The organism is Acinetobacter sp. CIP 64.7 (assembly GCF_000369745.1).
GTDB classification, from domain to species: Bacteria; Pseudomonadota; Gammaproteobacteria; order Pseudomonadales; family Moraxellaceae; genus Acinetobacter; species Acinetobacter fasciculus.
Window position 1 is genome coordinate 272,915 of the sequence record NZ_KB850178.1, and the last position, 13,509, is coordinate 286,423.

General features: G+C 42.2%; 14 protein-coding genes. 7 read left to right on the forward strand and 7 right to left on the reverse strand.

The genetic code is table 11. The features are described 5' to 3' along the window. Positions 1-21: 21 nt before the first annotated feature. Positions 22-2,694, forward strand: coding sequence for a [protein-PII] uridylyltransferase (gene glnD, locus F890_RS03500; RefSeq protein ID WP_005265743.1), 2,673 nt, complete (start codon positions 22-24; stop codon positions 2,692-2,694). A gap of 17 nt (positions 2,695-2,711) precedes the next feature. Beyond that, positions 2,712-3,881 (forward strand): succinyldiaminopimelate transaminase, encoded by a 1,170-nt coding sequence (dapC, locus tag F890_RS03505; RefSeq protein ID WP_005252269.1) that lies wholly within the window; start codon positions 2,712-2,714, stop codon positions 3,879-3,881. Between the two features lie 102 nt (positions 3,882-3,983). Here the strand turns inward: dapC and F890_RS03510 are convergent, their stop codons facing one another. Further along, the gene (locus tag F890_RS03510) at positions 3,984-4,460 is read right to left on the reverse strand and encodes a glutathione peroxidase (RefSeq protein WP_004278946.1); all 477 of its coding nucleotides are present in this window, start codon (positions 4,458-4,460) and stop codon (positions 3,984-3,986) included. Beyond that, entirely contained in the window at positions 4,457-4,876 is a 420-nt protein-coding gene (gene msrB, locus F890_RS03515; RefSeq protein WP_004645533.1) for a peptide-methionine (R)-S-oxide reductase MsrB, read from the reverse strand. Before msrB ends, F890_RS03510 begins: the two co-directional genes overlap by 4 nt. Before the next feature lie 228 nt (positions 4,877-5,104). On the opposite strand from msrB, the gene F890_RS03520 reads away from it, so the two are divergent. Together F890_RS03520 and F890_RS03525 are read left to right on the forward strand one after the other, a co-directional pair. Continuing rightward, entirely contained in the window at positions 5,105-6,535 is a 1,431-nt protein-coding gene (locus F890_RS03520) for a pyridoxal phosphate-dependent aminotransferase (protein ID WP_005252270.1), read from the forward strand. A gap of 212 nt (positions 6,536-6,747) precedes the next feature. Then, on the forward strand, positions 6,748-7,959 hold the full coding sequence (locus tag F890_RS03525; protein WP_005263393.1) for a YbfB/YjiJ family MFS transporter: 1,212 nt from the start codon (positions 6,748-6,750) through the stop codon (positions 7,957-7,959). On the opposite strand, the gene F890_RS03530 is transcribed toward F890_RS03525, so the two are convergent. From F890_RS03530 to icd, 3 genes are all read right to left on the reverse strand, one after another. Beyond that, positions 7,938-8,495, reverse strand: coding sequence for a M23 family metallopeptidase (locus tag F890_RS03530; RefSeq protein WP_005263394.1), 558 nt, complete (start codon positions 8,493-8,495; stop codon positions 7,938-7,940). The two genes, F890_RS03525 and F890_RS03530, sit on opposite strands and share 22 nt — an antisense overlap. A 143-nt stretch (positions 8,496-8,638) precedes the next feature. After that, the gene (locus tag F890_RS19200; protein ID WP_004645538.1) at positions 8,639-8,770 is read right to left on the reverse strand and encodes a hypothetical protein; all 132 of its coding nucleotides are present in this window, start codon (positions 8,768-8,770) and stop codon (positions 8,639-8,641) included. 297 nt (positions 8,771-9,067) lie between these two features. Continuing rightward, complete coding sequence (icd, locus tag F890_RS03535) at positions 9,068-10,324, reverse strand: NADP-dependent isocitrate dehydrogenase (RefSeq protein ID WP_005263395.1); 1,257 nt, start codon at positions 10,322-10,324, stop codon at positions 9,068-9,070. A 194-nt stretch (positions 10,325-10,518) separates the two neighbouring features. Here icd and F890_RS03540 point away from each other — a divergent pair, with 194 nt between their 5' ends. Both F890_RS03540 and uraH read left to right on the forward strand, forming a co-directional pair. Further along, complete coding sequence (locus F890_RS03540; RefSeq protein WP_005263396.1) at positions 10,519-11,307, forward strand: rRNA large subunit pseudouridine synthase E; 789 nt, start codon at positions 10,519-10,521, stop codon at positions 11,305-11,307. A 117-nt stretch (positions 11,308-11,424) separates the two neighbouring features. Next, positions 11,425-11,820: a hydroxyisourate hydrolase gene (uraH, locus tag F890_RS03545; protein ID WP_005265745.1), complete on the forward strand. Its 396-nt coding sequence runs from the start codon at positions 11,425-11,427 to the stop codon at positions 11,818-11,820. 27 nt (positions 11,821-11,847) lie between these two features. On the opposite strand, the gene F890_RS18005 is transcribed toward uraH, so the two are convergent. Together F890_RS18005 and F890_RS19000 are read right to left on the reverse strand one after the other, a co-directional pair. Further along, entirely contained in the window at positions 11,848-12,663 is an 816-nt protein-coding gene (locus tag F890_RS18005) for a DUF2971 domain-containing protein (protein WP_322111760.1), read from the reverse strand. A 30-nt stretch (positions 12,664-12,693) separates the two neighbouring features. Beyond that, positions 12,694-12,894: a hypothetical protein gene (locus F890_RS19000; protein ID WP_228127367.1), complete on the reverse strand. Its 201-nt coding sequence runs from the start codon at positions 12,892-12,894 to the stop codon at positions 12,694-12,696. A gap of 168 nt (positions 12,895-13,062) precedes the next feature. On the opposite strand from F890_RS19000, the gene paaI reads away from it, so the two are divergent. After that, entirely contained in the window at positions 13,063-13,455 is a 393-nt protein-coding gene (paaI, locus tag F890_RS03560) for a hydroxyphenylacetyl-CoA thioesterase PaaI (RefSeq protein WP_004645544.1), read from the forward strand. Positions 13,456-13,509 lie beyond the last annotated feature (54 nt).

A 13,509-nucleotide genomic window follows, 5' to 3' on the forward strand; every position in this document is an offset into this window, starting at 1 on the left:
AATACCAACGGACGACTGTACATGATCAACACCCATCCACTGCTGAATTACGCTAAAAGCAACCATGACATTAAAGCCATCAATCAATGGCGCAGTGATGTCGAAAATCAGCTTCAGGAAAGTTTTGAAAATGGCCAGTCGATTCGGGATATTATTCTGGCGCGTTCCAACCTGATTGATGAAGCATTGCAGTTTCTCTGGCAGCATGCCGAACTGGATCAAACTGATTTGGCCCTGTTTGCAGTCGGAGGCTATGGCCGTCGTGAAATGCTGCCTTATTCTGATGTCGACATCATGATCTTGTCAGAAGACGAGATTAACCCGGAACAGGAACAACTGATTTCTACATTCATTTCATCGCTTTGGGACGTGGGGAATTTCAAACCCGGTATCAGTGTCCGCACCATCAATGAATGTGTCAATCAGGCCAGCAGTGATCTGACCGTCGCCACCACCCTGATCGAAGCCCGCCTGATTATTGGCAATGAAAACCTGTGTAGATGGCCACGTCGTATCGTGTCACGTACCTGGACTGACAAAACTTTTTTTGATGCCAAGATGGATGAGCAGCATAAACGCTATGCTCAGCACAACAATACCGAAAGCAATCTGGAACCGGATATTAAAAATGCGCCGGGTGGCATCCGTGATATCAACCAGATTGGCTGGATTGCCAAACGGCATTTCCGCGTCAATCGCATTTATGATCTGGTACATCTCGGTTTTATTTCAGAATTTGAACTCGGTGTGCTTGAGGAAGCCGAAAGTTTCCTCTGGGAAATCCGTCATCACCTGCACCGCCTGACCAAGCGCGATGAAAACCGCTTATTGTTCGATTATCAGCGTGATATTGCTGCCAAATTTGGCTATGTACGTGAAGAGGCGCATCATCCGAACTACCCAATTGAACAGTTCATGAAGCGCTATTATCGCAGTGCACAGCAAGTGTCTACGCTGAACGAAATGCTGCTGGCCTATTTTAATGAATCGGTCATTACGCCACGTTTACCGCAATATGAACGCCAGATCGAAGAAATCAACCAGAACTTTAAACTGGTCGATGGCAAACTGGCTGTGCAGCATCACAAGATTTTCTCGGAAAATCCAAACGCAATTCTGGAAATTTTCTATTTACTAGCCAATCGTCCTGAGATCGAAGGTATTCGTGCGCGTACTTTACGCCTGCTGACCTTGGCTGGAAAACGCATTGATCAGGATTTTCGTGATAATCCGGTGCATCAGGCGCTATTTATGGCGATTATCCGTTCACCGCATCGACTCTACGATACTATGGTCGCGATGAAGCGTTATGGTGTGCTTGGAAATTACATCCCGGCCTTTGGACAGATTCTGGGACTGATGCAATATGACCTGTTCCATATCTATACGGTCGATGCACATACCTTATTGCTGCTGCGTAATTTAAACCGCTTTAAAGAACCTGAATTTGCCAAGGAATTTCCGGTGGTCAGTTCAGTATTCCAGCGTTTGACCCGTCGTGACATCGTTTATCTGGCGGCAATTTTCCATGATATTGCCAAAGGCCGTGGCGGTGATCACAGTGAACTTGGTGCCAGCGATGCGATTAAATTCTGCCGTAGTCACGGTTTTACCGAACGCGAAAGCAATCTGGTGGCCTGGCTGATCCAGAATCATCTGGTGATGTCTGTCACCGCCCAGAAAAAAGATATCTCCGATCCGGATGTGGTCAAAGAATTCGCCGAAAAAATGGGTGACATGGAACATCTGGACTATCTGTACACCCTGACAGTCGCCGATATTAACGCCACCAATCCGAAGCTGTGGAATACCTGGCGCGCTTCGCTGATGCGTCAACTATATACTCAGGCACGTGACGTAATCCGTTCTGGTCTGGGCCGTCCGGTTGATTATCAAATGCTGATTGAAGATACTAAATTTGCAGCCAGTGAACTTCTGGTTCAGGACTTCTCACTGGATGAGGTAGAAAAAGTCTGGCAGGAACTTGGTGATGACTATTTCCTCAAAGAAACAGCAGATGAAATTGCATGGCATACCCGTGCCATTTTACAACACGGCGACAATCCTGCCCCACTGGTGTTGATGCGGGCGCACCGTAAATATGCCCAGGATGCGGTACAGATCTTTATTTACACGCAGGATCAACCTAACCTGTTTGCCACCACGGTGGCTATTCTGGATCGCATGAATCTGGATGTACAAGATGCACGGATTATTACAGCGACTAAAGCTTTCAGTCTGGACACCTATGTAGTACTGGACCGTTTTGGTACCTTATTGACCGATCCGGAACGCGAAGCCACAGTGATTGAAGCGCTGAAAGATGCCTTGAGTCATTCAGATGAATATCCTGGCTTGATGCAGCGCCGGATTCCACGTCAATTACGTCATTTTGATATTGAAAATACAGTCGATATCAGTATCAATCCTGCCTTGAATCAAAATATGGTCGAAATCGCTACTCTCGATCATCCCGGTTTACTTGCCAAAATTGGCGGTTTATTTATGATGCAAGGCTTGGATATCCACTCTGCCAAAATTGCCACACTTGGCGAACGTGCCGAAGATATATTCTTTGTCACCAAAAAAGATGGCAACCCTATGACACCTGAAGAATCTGCCGAATTTGCAGTTGCACTTAAAACTGCGCTGGATGAAGCCTCTAATCAGGTTTGTAGTCAACACTCACATTAAAACGCGGTTACTTATTCATGAACTCTAGCTTGTCTTTACTGCACCCTTATCCGTTTGAAAAGTTAAATCAGCTTTTTGCGGATATCCAACCTGCAAATATGCCCTTAATTCCCCTGTCGATTGGTGAACCAAAGCATCCTGCACCGGAGTTTGTGAAACAAGCGATTATCGATAACTTCAAACATTTGTCGACGTATCCCAACAGTAAAGGCCTGCCTGAGCTACGTGAAAGTATTGCCCAATGGCTGACGCGCCGTTTTAAGCTAAATAGCATTAGTGCAGACAGCAATATCCTGCCTGTTTCCGGTACGCGTGAAGCGATTTTTTCGTTTGTACAGGCTTTGGTGAATCGTGAAGATGCACCTTATGTAGTGATGCCGAATCCGTTTTATCAGATTTATGAAGGTGCAACGCTGCTCGCAGGTGCCAAACCTTATTTCATCAACTGTACTGAGGAAAATAACTACCTCGGTGATTTTGATGCAGTTCCGGCGGAAGTCTGGGAAAAAACGGCATTGCTATTTGTCTGTACCCCGGGCAATCCAACCGGTGCAGTACTATCAAAAGAACAGTTTAAAAAACTGATTGCCCTGTCGGATCAATACAATTTTGTGATTGCTTCAGATGAATGCTATTCGGAACTGTGGTTTGACCAAGCACCTGTAGGTTTACTGGAAGTTTGTGCTGAAATCGGCCGGGATGACTATAAAAACTGTGTGGTGTTCCATTCACTGTCTAAACGTTCTAACCTTCCGGGCATGCGTTCAGGTTTTGTTGCCGGTGATGCCAGCCTGTTAAAACCTTATTTGCAATACCGTACTTACCACGGCGCAGCGATGCCGGTACAACATCAACTGGCTTCAATTGCTGCCTGGGATGATGAAGCACATGTGGAAGAAAACCGGGTGCAATACCGTGCCAAGTTTGATTTATTCCAGCAAGAACTCGGTCATCTGCTGCCACTCAAAAAACCGGATGCAGGTTTCTATTACTGGTTAAAAGTCGACAATGATGAAGCCTTTGCCAAACATTTGATGGAAGAAGCACATATTAAAGTTCTTCCGGGTCGTTATTTATCCCGCGATACCGAACAAGGTAATCCGGGTGAAAATCATGTACGTCTAGCACTCGTAGCCGATCTGGCGCAATGTGAAGAAGTCATTCAACGCCTGAAAGCTATTCTCTAAGTTTTAATCATGACTAAAAAACCCACTGAATTAAAGTGGGTTTTTTAATTAACACTAGATGAATTCTGTTTTTATCTCATACTGAGAATATGACACTAATGATTACAATACTTTGGCAATTTCATCTTCAAGATCTTCAGGCTTGGTGGTTGGTGCAAAACGGTTCAACACCTTGCCATCACGACCAATCAGAAACTTGGTAAAATTCCATTTAATTCCATTGCCTAAAATACCTTTGGAATTATTAGTTAAATAGCGAAAAATGGCGTGCGCTTCAGGGCCTTTGACATCCACCTTGGAAAACATCGGGAAAGATACCCCGTAATTCTTCTGGCAAAATTCACCAATCTGTTCATTGGAACCTGGATCTTGACCACCAAACTGATTGCATGGAAATCCCAAAATTTCCAGACCTTGATCTTTATATTTTTCGTAAAGTTTTTCTAATCCTGAAAATTGTGGGGTAAAACCACACTTACTCGCTGTATTGACGATCAAAAGTACCTTGCCTTCGTAATCTGCAAGTGGCTTGCTTTTGCCATCTAACAATTCAGCTTCAAACTGATAAATGTTAGTCATGGATAGGTTTCCTCATCATTTTTTTCTTGTGTTTCTAAGTCCAAAGAAGCCGAGTTGACACAATAACGCAAACCGGTCGGTTCTGGGCCATCCGGGAAAACATGCCCTAAGTGTGCGTCACAATGATGACAAACAATCTCAGTTCTGACCATTCCGTGTGAAGTATCAGGTAATTCTTCTACCACCGAACTGCTGACAGGACGGTAGAAACTTGGCCAGCCACAGCCGCTGTCATACTTGGTCTCAGAAGAGAACAGTGGCGTGCCGCAGCAACGACATACATAAGTGCCATCTTGCTTGGTATTCCAGTATTTTCCAGTAAATGCCGGCTCGGTTCCCTTCTCGCGCGTAATGCGAAACTCCTCAGGTGATAACTCTCTTTGCCATTCCCGGTCTGATTTATTGAGTTTTCCCATGATCACATACCTTTTTATCTTGCTATTTAAAATAGGATAATCCTATATTTACGTGATTCATTTTAAAAATTCTAGTCTTTATTCAACATTTTACAAAAGACATATAATGCCCAAAAAAGCAAAAAGAAAGCAAATATAAAAATAAAAGTAAGCAATTTTTACATTAAATGTTTTTTAGTGAGCAAATTTAATGGTATTCTTAGCTCTAAATTTGCTCAGGATTAAAAAATGTCGCAAAAAAAGAGCGTAATTTTTAAAAATCTGCTGCCTGTGATCAAACAATATCAGCAGCTTGGATTTACGCATGAAAAAATTGTTGCACTACTTCGAGATGAACATGATCTCGATCTAGTCACAACTGAGACATTTAAAAGTTATTTATATCGTTATGCAAAAGTGACCTCCACTCCTTCCGAGAACATCAAAATGCCGAACACTTTCCAAACCCCTCGCGAGATCAAGAAATCATCTAAGCTCGAGCATGTATGCTACGACATTCGCGGACCTGTGTTACGAGCGGCCATCGAGATGGAAGAAGCCGGTCACAAAATTATCAAATTAAATATTGGCAATCCTGCCCCATTCGGTTTTGAAGCGCCGCAGGAAATTATCAACGATGTGGCTTTAAACCTGCCGAATGCGATTGGCTATACCGATTCCAAAGGGATTTTCCCGGCGCGTAAGGCGATCTGTCAGTATTATCAGCAAAAAGGCATTCTAGATATGCACGTCAATGACGTCTATATCGGTAATGGTGTGTCTGAACTGATCGTGATGGCCATGCAGGGTCTGCTGGATGATGGCGATGAAATGCTGATTCCAATGCCAGATTATCCACTCTGGACGGCGGCAGTGAATCTGTCTGGAGGTACAGCGATTCACTATAAATGTGATGAAGAAAATCACTGGTATCCAGATATTGCTGATATGGAAAGCAAAATCACGCCGAATACCCGTGGTATTGTGATTATCAACCCGAATAACCCGACCGGTTCGGTTTACCCACGTCATGTGTTGCAACAAATCGTCGACTTGGCCAAGAAATATGACCTGATTTTATTTGCTGACGAAATCTACGACAAAATTATTTACGATGGGATTGAGCATGTTGCTGTAGCAGCTCTGGCTGGCGATCAGCTCTGTGTTTCGTTTAACGGTTTATCTAAAGCCTATCGTATTGCTGGTTTCCGTTCCGGCTGGATGGCCATTACCGGCAATAAAGCACGTGCAGCAGACTATATCGAAGGTCTGGATATGCTTGCATCGATGCGTCTGTGTGCCAACCATCAGGCACAATATGCAATTCAGACTGCACTGGGCGGTTATCAGTCAATTAACGACCTGATTCGTTCGGGTGGGCGTTTATATGAACAGCGCAATATTGCCTGGGAAATGCTGAACGAGATTCCAGGTGTGTCTTGTGTCAAACCTGAAGGCGCAATGTATTGCTTCCCGAAACTGGATCCGAATGTGTATCCAATTCAGGACGATGAAAAACTGATGCTGGATTTGTTACGTGCAGAGAAAGTACTTCTGGTTCAAGGAACAGGCTTTAACTGGCCAACACCGGATCATTTCCGTGTAGTGTTCCTGCCGGCTGAAAATGAACTGCGTGAAGCCATTACCCGTGTTGGCCGTTTCCTGGCCAAGATGCGTTAATTCTTGAAATAGACAATATAAAAAACCGCGTTGATACGCGGTTTTTTATTTCTCTGAAAAAATTCAGGCTTTTGACTGATGAAATCTTAAAAATCATACCGGTTTCTTTGAGCAAATTTCTGCACTCAATGGTTTCTTCTCAGGCAATTTCCCCTCAATCATGAAGATTCATGTTATTTTTTGATCAAATATAAAATTCTATGAGTACACGGATGTCCTCAAACACAATGAAGCTCAGCCTGTTTCTCTGTCTTAGTATGTGCTTGGGCATTGGCATTCTTCGTTTCTCTTACACCGCGTTGTTACCTGGCACACGCGAAGCCTTTGGCTGGAGTACAGATTTTGCCAGTCTCTTGGGCAGTGCCAATTTGCTGGGTTATTTAATCGGTGCATTTACGGCCATGCGTCTGCCTCAAGACCGCAGCATGAGTACCTATATTCAAATTTCAGCCTTTGCCGGTATGCTCAGCCTGATGTGCTGTGCATTTTCTGGTTTTTCTGAAGTATGGTATATCGCTTGGCGGATTATTTCCGGGATCAGCGGTGGACTGATGATGATCTTATCGCCGAGTGTGGTTGCACAGTGCTGTGAACTTCAAGACCGTCTTAAAATCAACTTTATTGGTTTTAGTGGGATTGGACTAGGCGTTTTAATTGCGACCCTGTTTCTGCCTTATCTGGATCAAATTTCCATACAGACTGCATGGCTAATCTTATGTGGTTTTGCTTTGCTTATCTGTATCGTTTTAAGTCTACTGATTCAGAAATTTAAGCCATATTTGTCGGCACAAGCTCCTGCGGTTACCTCTCATCTATCTCTGAATAGCGTCTTTTATAGTTTACTTACAGTTTATGCTTGTAGTGCTTTCGCTTATATACCGCATTCACTCTTCTGGATTGATTATTTAAGCCAGCAGTTGGGATTGAGCTTGTTCTGGATTAATTTCAACTGGATTCTGTATGGACTAGGTAGTGCTTTAGGCGCCTTGAGTGCTTATGCACTGGCCAGAAAATGGGGTAATTTTGTTGCCCTGAAAATTCTTTATAGTCTTTATATTGTGGCTATTTTTATTGCAACCCTAGATGCCAGCCCATTGCTTACTTTTAGCTCTTCCTTTTTTACCGGGATGCTAAATCCGGCTGTGGTGTTCCTGACCTCCTATACCATTTTGCAACTGTATGGACTGGCTTATAAAAAGCTCTGGAGTATTGCCACCTTGTGTTTTGCCTCGATTCAGCTAATCGGTGGGCTCAGTTTTAGTGCGCTGCAATATTTTGGATTGAGCTATCATCAACAGTTCATACTGGCCACATTTGTTCTTTTATCAGGAACGTTACAATTGTTCTGGTACACACGTCCTGTCAGACTCAAATCTGAACAACAAACTCAGCCAGTGTCTGCTCATGGAGAAAGGACTAAATAAGGATAAGGATTGGTTGCTCCTTGCCCACCTAAATAAATCCCATAATGTAAATGCGGCGGGGTATTTTTGGCATTACCTGTATTCCCCACATAAGCGATGACTTCACCTGCCTCAACCCAGTCGCCTTCCTGAATATGTTCTGCATAGTCATCCAGATGTGCATAATAATGTTGGCTCATATTTGGACCGGTCACCCAGATGATTTTTCCACCCAGATTGTTGGTGCCAATCCTACGCACAATCCCTGGGGTCGCGCTAAATACTGGCGTACCGCGTTTGGCAAAAATATCCGTCCCTTCGTGTTTACGACCGTCACTACGCGCTGCTCCCCAAGTATCATTAATCTGACCAACTCTGACGCCTTCAACCGGAATCTGTAGCGGAGCTTCTAACTGGGCTCTCTGTAATTGCCAATACAGATAAGGGCTTTTCCAACCTGCTGCTTCACCTGAAGGCGGTGGCTGACAGGCAGTTAGTAGAAAACCTATAGATAACAGTAAGCTTATAATCCGAAGAAATTTCACCAATATTCGCATTAAATTAAATAGATGACTTTTATCTTAATCACAACCGCCTAATTTAAAGTCACAATCCTGTTATTTTTAGTGATGATTTTATACAAGCGTTCAAATAACAAAACCCTCAAATGAGGGTTTTGTTATTTTAGGTGGATAGGAGATTATCTACGTTTTTTAGCACGAGATGGTTTCGATGGTTGTTGCTGTTGTTGCTGTTGCTGCTCTTCATTCTGAGCATTGTCCTGCTTGTCTTTTTGTTGGACCTGCTTATGTCTCGCTTTAGCTTTAGCCATGATTTACTCCTTTGGAGAAACGTCTCTATTCACTGGAAGTTCCATTCATCACTGTAACGTTTATACAAAATAAGCCAATCGCTGAGCTGTATCCAAATACGTCAATGTAATACAGTGTTTACTAAGTTATTCAGCTTAGAACGAATCATTTCTAGGCTCATTACACTTCTTACATGATCTTGCAGCCTGATACTTATTTTAACGTTTAGCTCTTAGCTGTTCAGACTTTTTCTGAAAATAAAACTATAAAAAACCCGCAATTACTGCGGGCTTTAACTCATAAATTGCCTCGCAATTTTAGGCATCCATCTTAGCAATAATCGCTTCACCAAACTCAGAACAACGAAGCAAGGTCGCCCCTGGCATCAAGCGTTCGAAATCGTAAGTCACCGTTTTTTCCGCAATCGCACCCGAAATCCCCTTAATGATCAGGTCGGCAGCTTCTATCCAGCCCATATCACGTAACATCATTTCTGCAGACAAAATAATCGAACCCGGGTTTACTTTATCCTGTCCAGCATATTTAGGTGCTGTACCGTGGGTTGCTTCATAAACTGCAATCGAACCGCCAATATTGGCACCTGGTGCAATTCCGATCCCACCGACTTCCGCAGCCAGCGCATCAGAAATATAGTCACCATTTAAGTTGAGTGTCGCAATCACAGAATAATCCGCCGGGCGCATCAAAATTTGCTGCAAGAAGGCATCGGCAATGACATCTTTAATAATAATGTCTTTGCCTGTTCTTGGATTTTTGATTTTAACCCACGGACCACCATCTAAAAGCTCACCGCCGAAACGTTCCAGCGCGACTTCATAGCCCCACTCTTTAAATGCCCCTTCAGTGTATTTCATGATATTGCCTTTGTGTACCAAAGTCACACTAGGCTTGTCATTTTCGATGGCGAACTGAATCGCTTTACGCACCAGACGCTGGCTACCTTCTTTGGAGACAGGTTTGATTCCGATTCCACAATTGTCTTCAAAGCGGATGTTGGTTACACCCATTTCTTCTTTCAGAAACTTGATAACTTTTTTCGCTTCCGGAGAATCTGCTTTCCATTCAATACCGGCATAAATATCTTCTGAATTCTCACGGAAAATCACCATGTCGGTCAGTTCCGGATTATGTACTGGCGAAGGTACCCCTTCAAACCAGCGCACCGGACGTACACAGACATATAAATCCAGTTCCTGACGTAAAGCCACATTCAAGGAACGAATACCACCACCGACTGGCGTGGTCAGTGGACCTTTAATCGATATCACATAATCGCGCAGTGCTTCGAGAGTTTCTTCAGGCATATAGGTGCCGTAAATTTTGTCAGCTTTTTCACCGCAGTAGACTTCCATCCATTCGATGGAACGCTTCCCGGCGTATGCTTTTTGCACAGCAGCATCTACCACAGTTCGCATTGTTGGTGTAATATCTGCACCGATTCCATCCCCTTCGATAAATGGGATAATTGGATTATTTGGTACGTTGAGTGACAGGTCTGCATTAACGGTAATTTTGGTACCATCCACAGGTACTACGATTTTTTGATATCCCATTATTAGTATTCTCCCGGATGCCGCTGACAAATCTAAAATAATTGCCGATTAGGCAATACTTTCAACTGTTCTTAACGCATAATATTCTAATCCAGATTTGTTGTTTTTGAGATTTATACGGGAAATAACTAAATTTCCCTTTTAAATAAACCTCTACATTTTTTAAATTAATGTAATTATAGAAGTTATTTCCTATGAAAATCGTCATTCTAAACAAACCTTATGACGTCCTCTCCCAATTCCGTGCGGATGAAAAGCACCCAACCATGGCTGATTTTGTCAACAACAAAGATTTACGTCTTGCTGGCCGTTTGGACATGGACTCAGAAGGTCTGGTTTTCCTCACCGATCACGGTGGTCTCAACCAATATATCACCAATCCTGCCAATAAAAAGTTTAAAACTTATATGGTGCAAGTTGAAGGTGATGTGACCGAAGAAGCACTAGAACAGCTTCGTAAAGGCGTTGAACTGAAAGATGGCATGACGCTTCCTGCACGTGCTGAAAAAGTATCTGAACCTGAATGGTTATGGGAGCGTAATCCTCCTGTACGTTTCCGTGCCTCTGTTCCAACGTCTTGGGTTGAGATTTCGATCTGTGAAGGTCGTAACCGTCAGATTCGTCGTATGACATCTGCTGTCGGCTTCCCTACACTGCGTTTGATCCGTACCAAAATTGGTGAGATTGATTTGGTTCGTATGGGATTGCAACCGGGCGAAACCAGAGAAATTGAACCCTTACTTTATCCAGACTTTCAGAATGTTCCTGCGGAAGAACCATACCGTTCACGCTCTTATGTTAAAAAGCCGGGTGGTACGGGTGGTAAGCCAATGGTTCGTAAAAATAAAGATGGTTCTGTGAAAAAGTCTGGCACCAAACGTATCTGGCAAATGGATGAAAGTGAAAAGCCGCGTCGTAAGACCAATGGCACAACTCGTCCAAATACCAAAGCACCACGTGGTCGCGGTCGCGGTCGTGGCTAAGTTTGAATAGATTTAATCAAGCTCACTTCGGTGGGCTTTTTTTATTACATAACTTCAATATTTTTTATTTTTCAGTCTATTAGAATCAATTGAAGTGTTCATTTTACGATGAGTCTCATGAAAAGAATAATTTGTGCTTTAGCTGCGACTTCCCTTTCAACTTTTAGCTTTGCCAATCCACTAAGTGTTCATGTGCTTAATCAAGAAACTGGCCTACCCTCTGCTAATGTCACGGTCACCCTAGAAGCTCAGCAAGGTGAGAAATGGGTAAAGCTCAATGAAGCCAAGACAGACAGTAATGGTCGTATTAAAGAATTTTATCCTAAAGACACCGCGTTACAAAAAGGCGTTTATAAAGTAACGTTTAAAACGGGTGATTGGTTTAAGGCCAATAATCAACGGACGTTCTTCCCTGAAGTACCGGTGGTTTTTGTGATTGATGGTGCTTTAGAGCACTACCATATTCCACTGCTATTAAGTTCTTATGGGTATTCGACGTATCGGGGGAATTAAAATGTAGGACATGTTGTCACCAAATTTTTAACCCATATTCAAAAGGCTATATTTTTCATTGACTTCATCCAAAGTGAAATATCTTTTAATTTGGCGTAAATTATTCTTTTCATAAAAAAATCCTGCGAAGATAACAGGCTGATTTTTCTTAATCGATTCTTCCTTCGAGATATGGATACTATTTAGCTCATAAAAATATGGTTCTTTACTAATGATGTCTGCAACCTTATCAAAATAACCTCTTTCAACCCCTCGACCATAGTCATTATAGTCAATCAAATTCTTTGAAATTAGATGAACTTTGTCTTTGTATTTTTGAGCATCTTGATAAATATCTGCTATCTCATAACAATCAAACTCATAACTATCCGATTTTAATTTCATTTGATAATACTTAATACCTCTTCCTTTCAATACTTCTATGACTTGCTGTTGGCATACTGTTGCATAAGAATCCGGCAATTTATTGTTGTTTTTTACGAGATCAATTTTTGATTTAGGCATCCTCATTCCGAAGTAGATTGCTTTCACTGCCCTATAATCATAGTTAAATCTACCAAAAGGTTCGATACAAATCCTGTACTCTTCTTCGTGTCGCCATTTTATAGATTTAGTCCCTGTTGTAACTCGCAATAATTTTTCCACAGCTGTCGCTCCATTTTTGAATACATGATCAAACTTCAACTCTGGTCTTTGTTCAGCATAATCAATCTCAAACGCAGCACTTATAGGTCTCAGCTCATCAAGCTTTTCAAAATCATATTCAATACAGAATCCAGTATGTGAATCGGCATAATATGCCCAAAGTAATTCGTCCTTTTGAATTCGACTTAGAGAGTAAATCCCGACCTCCTTCCTAACTTTTTGACATAGTTAATCAAATTCTTTCCTAATATCAGAAGTCGAAGAACCAAATATATTATGAAACAGCTCAAATACTTTATGAATGTCTTTTTCACTGAATAGATTCTCAGATGAATCATTCAGCTGTGTCGAATGTGGAGCATAAAAATAATTTTTCTGTAAAGCTTCCAAATCACGTTTTGAACCATATCTATATTTATATAATTTCATTTTATCCAATACAAAACCCATACCTAAATATAGGTTTTACCTGCTTTTTCTTATGTGTGCAAACAAGATTTTTAACTCTGCCCTCTTGTCATTCTGACTATCTAATGCTATTTATGATTCATATATTTAATAATTTAAAATAAAACGTATCTTAAAAGGAGTTTTGTAATGGATCAGCAAGTCAGCCAGATGTTTAATCAGGACCGGTTAATTCAGCATCTTGGTGCTCATCTGGTTTCTTATAACCACAATTATGCAAAGATCGAATTAAAGGTGACTGAACAGCATTTACAGGGTCATCAGACCTGTAACGGTGCCGTGATTTTCGCACTGGCAGATGCAGCTTTTGCAATTGCCTGCAATACCGGTGAACATCCGGCAGTTGGTCAACATTGCGGTATTCATTATTTAAAACCGGGCTTGCTTGGCGACACACTGACTGCTGTAGCTGAACACAAAGCCAGCAGTGGCCGTAGTGGCATTTATGATATTCAGGTGATGAATCAACATAATCAAATTGTGGCAGAATTCCGTGGCACATCACGACTGATCATTAAATAATTTTTTCTCAAAATTTAATGCAATAAAAAACCGGTGACTATGCACCGGTTTTTT